This window comes from Pseudomonas sp. St316 (genome assembly GCF_018325905.1).
Lineage (GTDB): Bacteria > Pseudomonadota > Gammaproteobacteria > Pseudomonadales > Pseudomonadaceae > Aquipseudomonas.
Genome location: NZ_AP021901.1, coordinates 5,614,916 through 5,627,529, shown reverse-complemented (window position 1 = coordinate 5,627,529; position 12,614 = coordinate 5,614,916). Strand labels below are relative to the sequence as shown.

At 62.3% G+C, this 12,614-nt stretch carries 12 protein-coding genes, 1 pseudogene and 1 riboswitch; of the genes and pseudogenes, 8 read left to right on the top strand and 5 right to left on the bottom strand.

The annotated features are described in order from the left end of the window. The first annotated feature begins 7 nt into the window (after positions 1-7). The 6 genes from KI237_RS25200 to hisC all read left to right on the top strand — a co-directional run bounded on the left by KI237_RS25200 (position 8) and on the right by hisC (position 5,236). Positions 8-313 carry an STAS domain-containing protein gene (locus KI237_RS25200; protein WP_212797522.1) on the top strand — a complete coding sequence of 102 codons (306 nt, stop codon included), beginning with the start codon at positions 8-10 and terminating at the stop codon, positions 311-313. 115 nt (positions 314-428) lie between these two features. Next, positions 429-668, top strand: a complete 240-nt coding sequence (locus KI237_RS25195) for a BolA family protein (RefSeq protein WP_007953556.1) — start codon at positions 429-431, stop codon at positions 666-668. A gap of 22 nt (positions 669-690) precedes the next feature. Then, entirely contained in the window at positions 691-1,956 is a 1,266-nt protein-coding gene (gene murA, locus KI237_RS25190) for a UDP-N-acetylglucosamine 1-carboxyvinyltransferase (RefSeq protein WP_212797521.1), read from the top strand. Between the two features lie 129 nt (positions 1,957-2,085). After that, positions 2,086-2,721: an ATP phosphoribosyltransferase gene (hisG, locus tag KI237_RS25185; RefSeq protein ID WP_212797520.1), complete on the top strand. Its 636-nt coding sequence runs from the start codon at positions 2,086-2,088 to the stop codon at positions 2,719-2,721. 123 nt (positions 2,722-2,844) lie between these two features. After that, complete coding sequence (hisD, locus tag KI237_RS25180) at positions 2,845-4,182, top strand: histidinol dehydrogenase (RefSeq protein ID WP_212797519.1); 1,338 nt, start codon at positions 2,845-2,847, stop codon at positions 4,180-4,182. Between the two features lies 1 nt (position 4,183). Next, a complete protein-coding gene (gene hisC / locus KI237_RS25175) occupies positions 4,184-5,236 on the top strand; it encodes a histidinol-phosphate transaminase (RefSeq protein ID WP_212797518.1) in 1,053 nt (350 codons plus the stop codon). Between the two features lie 330 nt (positions 5,237-5,566). Here the strand turns inward: hisC and KI237_RS31135 are convergent, their stop codons facing one another. Beyond that, positions 5,567-6,310, bottom strand: coding sequence for a methyl-accepting chemotaxis protein (locus KI237_RS31135; protein WP_502937139.1), 744 nt, complete (start codon positions 6,308-6,310; stop codon positions 5,567-5,569). Positions 6,311-6,424: 114 nt separating this feature from the next. After that, positions 6,425-6,619, bottom strand: a pseudogene (locus KI237_RS31130) (HAMP domain-containing protein); the annotation flags it as partial. A 1,303-nt stretch (positions 6,620-7,922) separates the two neighbouring features. Between KI237_RS31130 and KI237_RS25165 the strand changes: the two are divergent. Further along, positions 7,923-8,738 carry a M48 family metallopeptidase gene (locus tag KI237_RS25165; protein ID WP_212797516.1) on the top strand — a complete coding sequence of 272 codons (816 nt, stop codon included), beginning with the start codon at positions 7,923-7,925 and terminating at the stop codon, positions 8,736-8,738. 126 nt (positions 8,739-8,864) lie between these two features. On the opposite strand, the gene KI237_RS25160 is transcribed toward KI237_RS25165, so the two are convergent. From KI237_RS25160 to KI237_RS25150, 3 genes are all read right to left on the bottom strand, one after another. Beyond that, positions 8,865-9,449, bottom strand: a complete 585-nt coding sequence (locus KI237_RS25160) for a TMEM165/GDT1 family protein (protein WP_003197879.1) — start codon at positions 9,447-9,449, stop codon at positions 8,865-8,867. A gap of 88 nt (positions 9,450-9,537) precedes the next feature. Further along, positions 9,538-9,660, bottom strand: a riboswitch (yybP-ykoY riboswitch). A gap of 49 nt (positions 9,661-9,709) precedes the next feature. After that, a complete protein-coding gene (locus KI237_RS25155) occupies positions 9,710-10,708 on the bottom strand; it encodes a methyltransferase (RefSeq protein WP_212797515.1) in 999 nt (332 codons plus the stop codon). A 45-nt stretch (positions 10,709-10,753) separates the two neighbouring features. Then, complete coding sequence (locus KI237_RS25150; protein ID WP_212797514.1) at positions 10,754-11,719, bottom strand: 2-hydroxyacid dehydrogenase; 966 nt, start codon at positions 11,717-11,719, stop codon at positions 10,754-10,756. Between the two features lie 206 nt (positions 11,720-11,925). Here KI237_RS25150 and KI237_RS25145 point away from each other — a divergent pair, with 206 nt between their 5' ends. After that, positions 11,926-12,555: a LysE family translocator gene (locus KI237_RS25145; RefSeq protein ID WP_212797513.1), complete on the top strand. Its 630-nt coding sequence runs from the start codon at positions 11,926-11,928 to the stop codon at positions 12,553-12,555. Positions 12,556-12,614 lie beyond the last annotated feature (59 nt).

The following is a 12,614-nucleotide window of genomic DNA, read 5'->3' as shown; positions in this document are numbered from 1 at the left end:
CGAGTCGGTGAGTGAATCGGCCGTTCGTCTGGGTGAGGCTGGCGTGCTGATGCTCAGTGGCGTGCTGGATTACCGCTCCGGCCCGGCCCTGCGCAAGCAGGGCCAGGCGCTGATCAAGTCGGTCAGTGCCGCCGAGGTGGTCATTGACTGCTCGGCGGTGCAGAAGTCCAGCAGTGTCGGCCTGTCGCTGCTGCTGTGCTTCATGCGCGACGCCAAGGCTGCCGGCAAAACGTGGAGCATCCGTGGGATGCCCGAAGACATGCGCGAAATAGCCCAGGTCAGCGAGCTGACCGAGTTGTTGGCGCACCCCTGACCCACATCGTTGGAAAAGTCCCCCCGTCAGAGTCCTGCTTCGCGGGGTTCGCAGGCGCGGGGCTTTTTTGTATGATGTGCGACCCGCGCGCACAGGGCGCCGATTGAGGTTGAGCATGCAGGCTGTAGAAGTGAAGAGCTTCCTTGAAGGAAAGCTGCCTGGTACGCAGGTGGAAGTTGAAGGCGAAGGCTGCAACTTCCAGCTGAACGTGATCAGCGATGAACTGGCGGCGTTGAGCCCAGTGAAGCGTCAGCAGAGCATCTATGCCCATTTGAACCCATGGATTGCCGATGGCAGCATCCACGCGGTCACGATGAAATTTTTCAGCAGCGCGGCTTGGGCCGAGCGCACCTGAGCCCAAGGGCCTCGAGATTCTTATGGATAAACTGATTATTACCGGCGGTGTTCGTCTTGATGGCGAAATCCGTATTTCCGGGGCAAAGAACTCCGCCCTGCCGATCCTGGCCGCGACCCTGCTGTGCGATGGCCCGGTGACCGTGGCCAACCTGCCGCACCTGCACGACATCACCACGATGATCGAGCTGTTCGGCCGCATGGGCATTGAGCCGGTGATCGACGAGAAGCTCAGCGTCGAGATCGATCCGCGTACCATCAAGACCCTGATCGCCCCGTACGAGCTGGTGAAAACCATGCGTGCGTCGATCCTGGTACTGGGTCCGATGGTCGCTCGCTTCGGTGAGGCTGAAGTTGCACTGCCTGGCGGTTGCGCCATCGGTTCGCGTCCGGTGGACCTGCACATTCGCGGCCTGGAGGCCATGGGTGCGGTCATCGACGTCGAAGGCGGCTACATCAAGGCCAAGGCGCCGGAAGGCGGCTTGCGTGGCGCGAACTTCTTCTTCGATACCGTCAGCGTGACCGGTACCGAGAACATCATGATGGCTGCGGCACTGGCCAAGGGTCGCAGCGTGTTGCAAAACGCCGCGCGCGAGCCTGAAGTGGTCGACCTGGCGAACTTCCTGATCGCCATGGGCGCCAAGATCAGCGGTGCTGGCACCGACACCATCACCATCGATGGCGTCGCGCGTCTGCATTCGGCCACTTACAAAGTGATGCCGGACCGGATCGAAACCGGTACCTACCTGGTGGCTGCTGCCGTCACCGGTGGCCGCGTCAAGGTCAAGGACACCGATCCGACCATCCTCGAAGCCGTCCTGGAGAAACTCAAGGAAGCCGGTGCTGAAGTCACCTGCGGCGAAGACTGGATCGAAGTGAACATGCACGGCAAGCGGCCAAAAGCCGTCAACGTGCGGACCGCTCCGTACCCGGCGTTCCCGACTGACATGCAGGCGCAGTTCATCTCCCTCAACGCCATTGCCGAAGGCACGGGTGCTGTGATCGAGACGATCTTCGAAAACCGCTTCATGCACGTCTACGAACTGCACCGCATGGGCGCCAAGATCCAGGTCGAAGGCAACACTGCCATCGTCACTGGCACCGAGAAGCTCAAGGGCGCGCCAGTGATGGCCACCGACCTGCGGGCTTCGGCCAGCCTGGTGATCTCGGCCCTGGTTGCCGAAGGCGATACCCTGATCGACCGCATCTACCACATCGACCGTGGCTATGAGTGCATCGAAGAAAAACTGCAGATGCTCGGCGCCAAGATCCGCCGCGTGCCGGGCTAGTTCCGGCTGCATGGGCACAAGGACGTGCTCGTTGATTTCGTTTCAGGTCGGGGGTGTTTACACCCTCGATGTGTGTCCGGCGCCGTTTGCGACCGGGCATGAGTACCTTGATAAGGACTGACGTTTCCCATGTTGACCATCGCACTGTCCAAGGGCCGCATCCTTGACGACACCCTGCCGCTTCTGGCTGAAGCGGGCATCGTGCCGACCGAGAATCCGGACAAGAGCCGCAAGCTGATCATCCCCACGACCCAGGCCGATGTGCGCTTGCTGATCGTGCGTGCCACCGATGTGCCAACGTACGTGGAACATGGCGCCGCCGACCTGGGCGTTGCCGGCAAGGACGTGCTGATGGAATATGGCGGCCAGGGCCTGTACGAGCCCCTGGACCTGCAGATCGCCCGCTGCAAGCTGATGACCGCCGGCAAAGTCGGCGCGCCGGAGCCCAAGGGGCGTTTGCGCGTGGCGACCAAGTTCGTCAACATTGCCAAGCGTTATTACGCCGAGCAGGGCCGTCAGGTCGATATCATCAAGTTGTACGGTTCGATGGAGCTGGCGCCGCTGATCGGCCTGGCGGACAAGATCATCGACGTGGTCGACACTGGCAACACCCTGCGGGCCAATGGCCTGGAACCCCAGGATTTCATCGCCGACATCACCTCCCGGCTGGTCGTCAACAAGGCTTCGATGAAAATGCAGCACGCCCGTATCCAGGCTCTGATCGATACCCTGCGCAAGGCAGTGGAATCGCGACACCGCGGCTGATTCACCTGCGCGACCTTGAGTCGCGCCCGTCTATCCGTGTCATAGCCAATTTTCTCAGGTGCCCACGCGAATGGACTGGTAGCTTAGGGCGCCTGAGCATTTGCCATTAATGAGGCCCTCGCTATGACCGCTCCCACTTCGATTCGCCGACTCAACGCTGCCGACCCGGATTTCGCACATCATCTGGATCATCTGCTGAGCTGGGAAAGCGTGTCTGACGACTCGGTCAATCAGCGGGTGCTGGATATCATCAAGGCTGTGCGCGAACGCGGCGATGCCGCCCTGGTGGAATTCACCCAGAAGTTCGACGGCCTGCAAGTGGCGTCCATGGCCGATTTGATCCTGCCGCGCGAGCGCCTGGAACTGGCCCTGACCCGGATCACCGTGCCCCAGCGCGAAGCCTTGGAAAAGGCCGCGTCCCGGGTGCGTGACTATCACGAAAGGCAGAAACAGGACTCCTGGAGCTACACCGAAGCCGACGGCACGGTGCTGGGCCAGAAGGTCACGCCGCTGGACCGCGCCGGCCTGTACGTGCCGGGTGGCAAGGCCTCCTATCCATCCTCGGTGTTGATGAACGCCATTCCAGCCAAGGTCGCTGGCGTGACCGAAGTGGTCATGGTCGTCCCGACCCCTCGCGGTGAAATCAACGAACTGGTGCTGGCCGCCGCCTGCATCGCTGGCGTGGACCGAGTGTTCACCATCGGCGGTGCCCAGGCCGTGGCTGCGCTGGCCTATGGCACCGAAAGCGTGCCGCGGGTCGACAAGGTGGTCGGGCCGGGCAACATCTATGTCGCCACCGCCAAGCGCCACGTGTTTGGCCAGGTCGGCATCGACATGATCGCCGGCCCTTCGGAAATCCTCGTGGTGTGCGATGGCCAGACCGACCCGGACTGGATCGCCATGGACCTGTTTTCCCAGGCCGAGCACGACGAAGACGCCCAGGCGATCCTGGTCAGCCCGGACGCCGAGTTCCTCGACAAGGTCGCCGCCAGCATCGACAAGCTGCTGCCGACCATGGACCGCGCCGAGATCATCAACACCTCGATCAATGGCCGTGGCGCGCTGATCAAGGTCCGCGACATGGAACAGGCCATCGAAGTCGCCAACCGTATCGCGCCGGAACACCTGGAATTGTCGGTCGCCGACCCGCAGGCCTGGTTGCCGCAGATCCGTCACGCCGGAGCGATCTTCATGGGGCGCCACACCAGTGAGGCCCTGGGTGACTATTGCGCAGGCCCCAACCACGTGCTGCCGACTTCCGGCACCGCGCGCTTCTCGTCGCCGCTGGGGGTGTATGACTTCCAGAAACGCTCGTCGATCATCTTCTGCTCCGAGCAGGGCGCCTCCGAACTGGGCAAGACCGCTTCGGTGCTGGCCCGTGGCGAATCGCTGAGCGCCCACGCGCGCAGTGCCGAGTACCGCATTCTTGATGAACCATCCATTGAAGGGCAGGGGAACTGAAATGAGTAAATTCTGGAGCCCGTTCGTCAAGAACCTCGTGCCCTACGTGCCGGGCGAACAGCCGAAGCTGACCCGGCTGGTCAAGCTCAACACCAACGAGAACCCCTACGGCCCATCGCCCAAGGCCTTGGCGGCGATGCAGGCCGAGCTGAACGATAACCTGCGCCTGTATCCGGATCCCAACAGCGACCTGCTCAAAGGCGCCGTGGCCCGCTATTACGGCGTGCAGAGCAACCAGGTGTTCCTGGGTAATGGCTCGGATGAAGTGCTGGCGCACATTTTTCACGGTTTGTTGCAACACGACCAGCCGCTGTTGTTCCCGGACATCAGCTACAGCTTCTATCCGGTGTATTGCGGGCTGTACGGCATTCAGTTCGATGCGGTGCCGCTGGATGCGCAATTCCAGATCGATCCGGCGGACTACGCTAAACCCAATGGCGGGATCATTTTTCCCAACCCGAACGCGCCGACCGGCTGCCTGTTGGCACTGGAAGCGGTCGAGCAGATCCTCAAGGCCAGCCCGGATTCGGTAGTGGTGGTCGACGAGGCCTATATCGACTTCGGCGGCGAGACGGCCATCAGCCTGGTGGATCGCTATCCGAACCTGCTGGTGACCCAGACCCTGTCCAAGTCCCGCTCCCTGGCAGGGCTGCGCGTGGGCCTGGCGGTGGGCCATCCGGACTTGATCGAAGCGCTGGAGCGGATCAAGAACAGCTTCAACTCCTACCCGCTGGATCGCCTGGCGAATGTCGGTGGCGCGGCGGCGTTCGATGATCGCGAGCATTTCGAACGGACTTGCCAGTGGGTCATCGAGCACCGCGAATGGGTCGTGGCCCAACTGCAAGCCAAGGGCTTTGAAGTCCTGCCCTCGGCGGCCAACTTCATCTTCGCCCGCCACCCCCGGCACGATGCGGCAGGGCTGGCGGCGAAACTGCGGGAACAGGGTGTGATCGTGCGGCACTTCAAGCAGGAGCGGATTGCCCAGTTCCTGCGGATCAGCATCGGCACACCGGAGCAGAACCTGGCCCTGATCCAAGCTCTCGGCGAACTCTAAAGCCGCGGCATTGCAGGCTAAATGTGGGAGCGGGCTTGCCCGCGAAGGCGTTGTGTCAGTCACTTCCATGTTGGCTGAGCTGACGCCATCGCGAGCAGGCTCGCTCCCACAGTTGTTTTGGGGGTGTTCACAAGATCGGCTTGCCACCGCCAATCCCCTGTGGGAGCGGGCTTGCTCGCGACGGCGTGGTGTCAGTCACTTCAATGTTGGCTGAACGCACGCCATCGCGAGCAAGCTCGCTCCCACAGTTGTTTTGGGGTGTTTGCGCGATCGGCATGCCACCGCAAATCACCCTGTGGGAGCGAGCTTGCTCGCGATGGGGTCTTCGGATCAGACCCTGAACTGATTGATCAACCGCCGTTGCTGCTCCGCCAGTTTGGTCAACCCGGCGCTGGCCGCGCTGGATTCGTCGGCACCGCTGGCGACTTCGTTCGCCACTTGCCCGATGTTGATCACGTTACGGTTGATGTCATCGGCCACGGCGCTTTGTTCCTCGGCGGCGCTGGCGATCTGGGTGTTCATGTCGTTGATCACCGACACGGCCTGGGTGATGGTCTCCAGGGCCTGGGCCGCTTTCGCCGCATGTTTCACGCTTTCATCGGTGCGGTTCTGGCTGTCTTCCATCACCCGCACCACGTCCCGGGTGCCTTGTTGCAACTGTTGGATCATCGTCTGGATTTCTTCGGTCGCCTGTTGCGTCTTCTGCGCCAGGTTGCGCACTTCGTCGGCGACCACCGCGAAACCACGACCCTGTTCACCGGCCCGGGCGGCTTCGATGGCCGCGTTGAGGGCCAGCAGGTTGGTCTGCTCGGCGATTCCGCGGATGGCGGTGAGGATCGCGTTGATGTTCTCGCTGTCCTTGGCCAGGGTCTGCACGACACCCACTGCCTTGCCGATTTCCACGGCCAGGGCACCAATGGAGGAGGAAGTGTCCCGCACAATCTGCATGCCCTGGCTGGCAGCCTGGTCTGCATGGCTGGCGGCCTGGGCGGCTTGGGTCGCGTTGCGGGCCACGTCCTGGGCGGTGGCGGTCATTTCGTGCACGGCAGTGGCGACTTGATCGATCTCCGACATCTGCTTGTGCACGCCCTGGTTGGTGCGGATCGCGATATCGGCGGTGTGCTCCGATGAATCGCTGACGCTCTGCACCGAGGTCACCACCTGGGTGATCATGCCCTGCAACTTGCTCAGGAAAGTGTTGAAGCCCCTGGCGATAGCCCCCAGTTCATCGGCGCGGTCGCTGACCAGGCGACGGGTCAGGTCGCCTTCGCCCTGGGCGATGTCATCGAGCATCGCCACCATTTGCTTGAGTGGCCGGGCAATGCCGTGGCCCACCAGCCAGATCACCAGCAGACCGATGCCAGCAATCACCAGGCCCACCATCGCCATGCCGAAGATATCGGCCTGGCGCTGATGGTCGAGGTCTTTCTGCAACGCTTGCAGATCGGCCATGACCGCATTCAGCGGCAGCTGCAACATCAGCGTCCAGCGAGCGTTGGTCTCGCCGATGCCAAACGGCATGTACACCTCGATATGCCCGTGTTCTTCGTCGATGTCATAGCGCACTTCACCGACGCCCAGCTTGGCCAGGTTATCCAGTTCGCTGGTATCCAGCAGGTCGCTGGCCTTTTCCCCGAGTTTGCTCGGGTCCTTGGTGAAGGCCACCAGTCGATTGTTGCTGGAGAGCAAGGCCATTTCCCCGGCGCCGTCGTACAACTTGCCATCGGCGGCCACGAGCATGTCCTGGATGAAGTTCACCGACAGGTCGGCGCCGACGATGCCCTGGAACTTGCCATCGATCGTGATCGGTTCGATGAACGAGGCGAGCATGGTCATCGTGCTGCCAACGCGGTAGGGCGCCGGGTCGATCACGCAGGCTTTCTTGCTGTCCTGGGAGCACAGGTAGTACTCGCTGGCGCGGATACCGGTGGAGAGCAGTTTCTGGTCGGTCACGTCGGCGAGTTTTTCCAGGCCCAGGGAGCCGTCCTGGTTGCGAAACCACCACGGCAGGAAACGCCCGTTGGTTTCCATGCCCAACACCTGGCTGTTCACATAATTGGCGTCATCGTGGTCGATGGCGTTCGGCTCCCAGGCGATGTAGGCACCGAGGATCTTTGGGTTGCGAACCACGGTTTCGCGCAGCAGGCTGATCATTTGCTCGCGGGGCACCTTCAGTTGCGGGTTGCCGTCCGCGCCGTTCATGCCCATCAAGGCATTCGTGGTGGCCAGGCCGCGGGCGAGCAACAGCGGTGCTTCCAGTTCCCGCTGGATCAGGCTGGCCTGGGTGCGCGCCAAGGCACTTAGGCGTTGTTCGATAAGTTGTTCGAACTGCGCCTTGGTCCGCTGTTGCACCATGTCCTGGGTGCGCGCGCCGGCAAACAGCGCGTACAGCACAAGGGCGCCCACCACGCTGAGCACAATGGCACCGGCCAGGGCGGCCACGGAAAACTGGATCGATCTGAATTTCATAACGGCTCCGGACGCGTAAATGACGTCTTGAGCCGTTATCGGCGTTTCTGTGGCGCGGCATGAGGCGCTGTTCGTCGGGTGACTGTTTTAGCTGCGTGGGTGTCGCAAATGGACTGTGTAGGGCTGTCCGAAAAACCTGTAATCCTTGGTAATGTATCTGGCGCCGATACAAATCAAGGCCTAGGATACGCCCACGTTTCCAGGGAGCTTCTTTTACATGAACAAGACATTGATGGTGAGTGCTCTGAGCGCGGCTCTGCTGCTCACCGGTTGCCAGTCGGTCAATACCACCAGCGGCGGAGCCGTGGGCGTGGAGCGCAAGCAGTACATGTTCAGCATGCTGTCGACCGACGAGGTCAACCAGATGTACGCCCAGTCCTATCAAAAGACGATGGGTGAGGCGAGCGCCCAGGGCGCGCTGGACAAGACCAGCAAAGATGCCAAGCGCATCCAGGTCATTGCCGACCGCTTGATTGCCCAGGCGCCCGTGTTCCGCCCGGATTCGGCGCAGTGGAACTGGGAAGTGAACCTGATCAAGAGCGATGAGCTCAACGCCAATTGCGGTCCTGGCGGCAAGATCATGTTCTACACCGGCCTGATCGACCAGTTGAAGCTGACCGACGCTGAAATCGCTGCGATCATGGGCCACGAAATCGCCCACGCCCTGCGCGAGCACGGGCGCGAAGCGATGTCCAAGGCCTATGGCATCGAGATGGCCAAGCAGGGCGCTGGCGCCTTGTTCGGCCTGGGCCAGGACAGCCTGGCGTTGGCTGACACCGTCGCCAACTACGGCATGACCTTGCCCAACAGCCGCGGCAACGAAAACGAAGCCGACCTGATCGGCCTCGAACTGGCCGCCCGCGCCGGCTACGACCCGAACGCCGCGATCACCTTGTGGAACAAGATGGCCAAGGCCTCGGAAGGCGCACCGCCGGAGTTCATGAGCACCCACCCATCGTCGAGCAGTCGTATCGCTTCGCTGCAGGCGGCGATTCCAAAGGTGATGCCGCTGTATCAGCAGGCCAAGAAGTAAGCATCGTTGTGGGAGCAAAGCTTGCTCGCGACAGGGGCGACGCAGACGTCAATCAGACCGCGTCATCGTTTATCGCGAGCAAGCTATGCTCCCACAGTTATCCTCTGCCCAAGGTGTGACACAGGGTCAAACCCACCCACTGCTCTGCATCGCCTTGTACACCGCCACGATCGCCAGGACGAAGAATGCCGAGGCGGCCAGGCGGCGGATCAGGGTCAGGGGCAGCTTCTCGGCAGCGAAATTGCCAGCCAGGACCACCGGCACGTTGGCAATCAACATGCCCACGGTGGTGCCGATGATCACCAGCCACAACTCCGGGTATTGCGCGGCGAGCATCACCGTGGCGATCTGTGTCTTGTCGCCGATTTCCGCCAGGAAGAACGCAATCAGCGTGGTCAGGAACGGGCCGAACTTGCGGGCCGTGTTCGCTTCCTCATCGTCCAGTTTGTCCGGGACCAGGGTCCACAGTGCCGTGGCGGTGAAGCTTGCCGCCAATATCCAGTGCAACACCGCATTGGAGAAAAATCCGCTGACCCAGGCCCCTACCGCCCCTGCGGCTGCGTGGTTGGCGAGTGTTGCGGCAATGATGCCGGCGATGATCGGCCAGGGTTTGCGAAAGCGAGCGGCCAGGATAAGTGCGAGCAATTGCGTCTTGTCGCCGATTTCGGCCAGCGCAACGATAGCGGTAGGTACGAGGAGTGAGTCCAGCATCAGGAATTCCTAAAGGGGCGGGTCGACACGGCTATGACACGTACAGCCTTCCCGCCCCGGGTAAGGTGTGCGTGTCATAGGTCTTGTCAAACCCAGCGACCATCTGCGTGGACGCTTGGGCCGCATACGCCATGGTCTGCTGACCAAGTATGTTGACGTATGCCGGGCGAGCATGGCGCTCGCTGGAGACTACTCCCCTAGGACGGAGCGGATTCTGCCTAGGCAAACCCGATTGAGCAAGTACTGTTTGCCCAAAGGCCTCAACCGCGCTTGGCCCGGTAGATGCGAAAGCCCTGGCCTTCGGCCTTGATGGCGCAGACGCCCAAATGCTCCTCGATCAGTGGCTGGTACTTGAGGAAGCTATTGGCAACCAGCCGCAGTTCGCCGCCGTTTTTCAGATGTTTGGCTGCTTTTCGCAACAGATTTTCCGTGGCGTGGTAATCGGTGTGCACGCCGACATGGAACGGTGGGTTGCTCAGGATCGCGCTCAAGCCCATCGGTGCGGCGTCGATGCCGTCACCGGTCAGCACCTCGGCCTCCAGGCCGTTGGCGGCCAAGGTCAGGCGACTGCTGGCGGCGGCGAAGGCGTCCACGTCCAACAGGGTGACGGTGTTGTGCGGATAGCGCCGCTTGACCGCCGCCCCCAGCACCCCGGCACCGCAGCCGAAGTCCAGCAAATGTCCGCTGGGCAGCTTATCGAGATGTTCCAACAGCAGCGCACTGCCGCGATCCAGGCGACCGTGGCTGAACACCCCCGGCAGGCTGATGACCTTCAGCGAACCTTCGGCCAGGGGCAATTCGTAGGTCTGGGCCAGGCTTTCCAGGGGCTTGGCCTCGGGCGCGTTGGCGACCGTGACTTGCCACAGCTGGCAGTGCCGCGCGCTGTCGAGCTTGCGCGGCTTGCCGAACGGGTTGAGCTGTTTGGACGCCCCTTCGATGCCGCTGCGCTTTTCCCCCACCAGGTACACCTCGCGACCGACCAGGCGCGCCGCCACGGCGTTGAGGATGTAGTCGGTCAGGTCCTTGGCCTTGGGCAGGAACACCACGGCGGTGTCGAACCCAGCCTCGGGCACGTTCACGCCAAAATAGCTGCGCTCGGGAAAACGAGCGTCCAGCGCCGCCTGGTCGCCGGCATGCCAGCACCAGCCATGGGCCTCTGGCAAACGGCCGAGCAGATCGTCGGCGGGCAGGCCGGCCAACAACACCGAACCCTGGAATAGCTCGGCCTGACGAAGCAGTACTTCACTGCGCGGATCCATGGTCTGTTCCTTGAAGAAAGCGGGTAAAAAAAGTGCGGCAGTTTATCAACTGACGACACGCCGTGCTGTACCGCTGAAAAAGCCCTGGGCGTTCTCGCTCATTTGGCCGACGATCCGTTGCCGTGCCTCGCGGCTGCCCCAGGCGTTGTGCGGTGTGACGATCAAGCGTGGAATATCGCCGGCCAGCAGCGGGTTGCCTTGGGCTGGTGGCTCCACGCTGAGCACGTCGGTGGCGGCGCCCCCCAAGTGACCGCTGCGCAGGGCCTCGGCCAGGGCCTGTTCGTCGATCAGGCCGCCACGGGCGGTGTTAACCACGAATGCACTGGGCTTGAGCAGTGCCAGTTCGCGGGCACCGATGAAGTTGCGGGTGTGTTCGTTGAGCGGGCAGTGCAGGGTCAGGGCGTCGACTTGCGGCAACAACTGCTCCAATGGCAAGCGGTCGGGGCGGGCAGGGCGCCCGGGGATTTGCCCCAGCAGCACACGCATGCCAAAGGCTTCGGCCAGCCTCCCGACGGCGCTGCCCAGTTCGCCATGGCCCAGCAAGCCCAGGGTCTTGCCTTGCAGTTCGACAATCGGATAGTCCAGCAGGCAGAACTGCGAAGCCTGCTGCCAGCGACCTTCACCCACCGCTTTTTGATAATCGGCCAGGCGCGTTGCCAGGTTCAGCAACAGCATGATCGTGTGCTGGGCCACCGACGGTGTGCCGTAGCCCTGGCAATTGCACACTGTGATGCCATGGTTGCGGGCGGCGTCCAGGTCGACGTTGTTGGTGCCGGTGGCACTGATCAGGATCAGCTTCAGTTCGGGGCTGGCCGCCATGGCCTGGGCATCGATCACGATTTTATTGGTGATCGCCACGGTGGCGCCCTTGAGCCGCTCGATCACCTGGTCCGGCGTGGTCCGGGCGAACAGTTGCAAGTCACTGAAGCAGTTGCGCAGCGGGCCCAGGTCCAGGTCGCCGAGGTCCAGGGAAGGGTGGTCGAGGAAAACGGCGCGGGCGGTGTTCGTCATCAGCTGTACCTTTTATCTCAAGAATCGAAGGCGTAATGTGGCGAGCCTATCAGATGTCTGTGGGAGCAAAGCTTGCTCGCGACACCGACGATGCGGTCTTCCAGGAATCGAGTCGCCTGTTTCGCGAGCAAGCTTTGCTCCCACACAGCCCCCTCACTACACAGTTGATGTTTGTTTTGAGATTGCGTTAGCCAAGGAGCTCCACCATGTACCTCACCGAATTCCTCACCGTCGCCCTGATCCACCTGTTGGCCGTTGCCAGCCCCGGGCCGGATTTTGCCGTGGTGGTGCGTGAAAGCGTGACCCATGGCCGGCGTGCCGGGACCTGGACGGCGCTGGGCGTCGGCACGGCGATTTTCCTGCATGTGGGCTATTCGTTGCTGGGCATTGGCCTGATCGTGTCGCAATCGATCGTGCTGTTCAACGCGCTGAAGTGGGCCGCCGCCGCGTACCTGCTGTACATCGGCTTCAAGGCACTGCGGGCGCAACCGGCCAAGCCGACCGAGGACAACCTGCACAAGGAGGCCGGTGAACGTACCGCCCGCGGCGCATTCACCTCGGGCTTCGTCACCAATGGCCTGAACCCCAAGGCAACGCTGTTTTTCCTGTCGCTGTTCACCGTGGTGATCAACCCACACACGCCGTTGGCCGTCCAGGCCGGTTACGGCGTGTACCTGGCGATTGCGACGGCCGCCTGGTTCTGCCTGGTGGCGCTGTTGTTCAGCCAGCAACGAGTGCGCGCCGGTTTCGCACGCATGGGCCACTGGTTCGACCGGACCATGGGCGCGGTGCTCGTCGCCATCGGCGTGAAGCTGGCGTTTACCGAGGCGCACTGATCCCGCTCTGTGTAGGAGCTCCTACGGTCCCGGACATGGCTCAAGGCTAGTATTGGCGC

What these genes read in the sequence shown, in the direction of transcription:
- KI237_RS25195 (WP_007953556.1), top strand. Translation starts at nt 429, where the DNA reads ATGCAGGCTGTAGAAGTGAAGAGCTTCCTTGAAGGAAAGCTGCCTGGT.
- murA (WP_212797521.1), top strand. Translation starts at nt 691, where the DNA reads ATGGATAAACTGATTATTACCGGCGGTGTTCGTCTTGATGGCGAAATC.
- hisG (WP_212797520.1), top strand. Translation starts at nt 2,086, where the DNA reads ATGTTGACCATCGCACTGTCCAAGGGCCGCATCCTTGACGACACCCTG.
- hisD (WP_212797519.1), top strand. Translation starts at nt 2,845, where the DNA reads ATGACCGCTCCCACTTCGATTCGCCGACTCAACGCTGCCGACCCGGAT.
- hisC (WP_212797518.1), top strand. Translation starts at nt 4,184, where the DNA reads ATGAGTAAATTCTGGAGCCCGTTCGTCAAGAACCTCGTGCCCTACGTG.
- KI237_RS31135 (WP_502937139.1), bottom strand. Translation starts at nt 6,310, where the DNA reads ATGTCGGAGATCGATCAAGTCGCCACTGCCGTGCACGAAATGACCGCC.
- KI237_RS25165 (WP_212797516.1), top strand. Translation starts at nt 7,923, where the DNA reads ATGAACAAGACATTGATGGTGAGTGCTCTGAGCGCGGCTCTGCTGCTC.
- KI237_RS25160 (WP_003197879.1), bottom strand. Translation starts at nt 9,449, where the DNA reads ATGCTGGACTCACTCCTCGTACCTACCGCTATCGTTGCGCTGGCCGAA.
- KI237_RS25155 (WP_212797515.1), bottom strand. Translation starts at nt 10,708, where the DNA reads ATGGATCCGCGCAGTGAAGTACTGCTTCGTCAGGCCGAGCTATTCCAG.
- KI237_RS25150 (WP_212797514.1), bottom strand. Translation starts at nt 11,719, where the DNA reads ATGACGAACACCGCCCGCGCCGTTTTCCTCGACCACCCTTCCCTGGAC.
- KI237_RS25145 (WP_212797513.1), top strand. Translation starts at nt 11,926, where the DNA reads ATGTACCTCACCGAATTCCTCACCGTCGCCCTGATCCACCTGTTGGCC.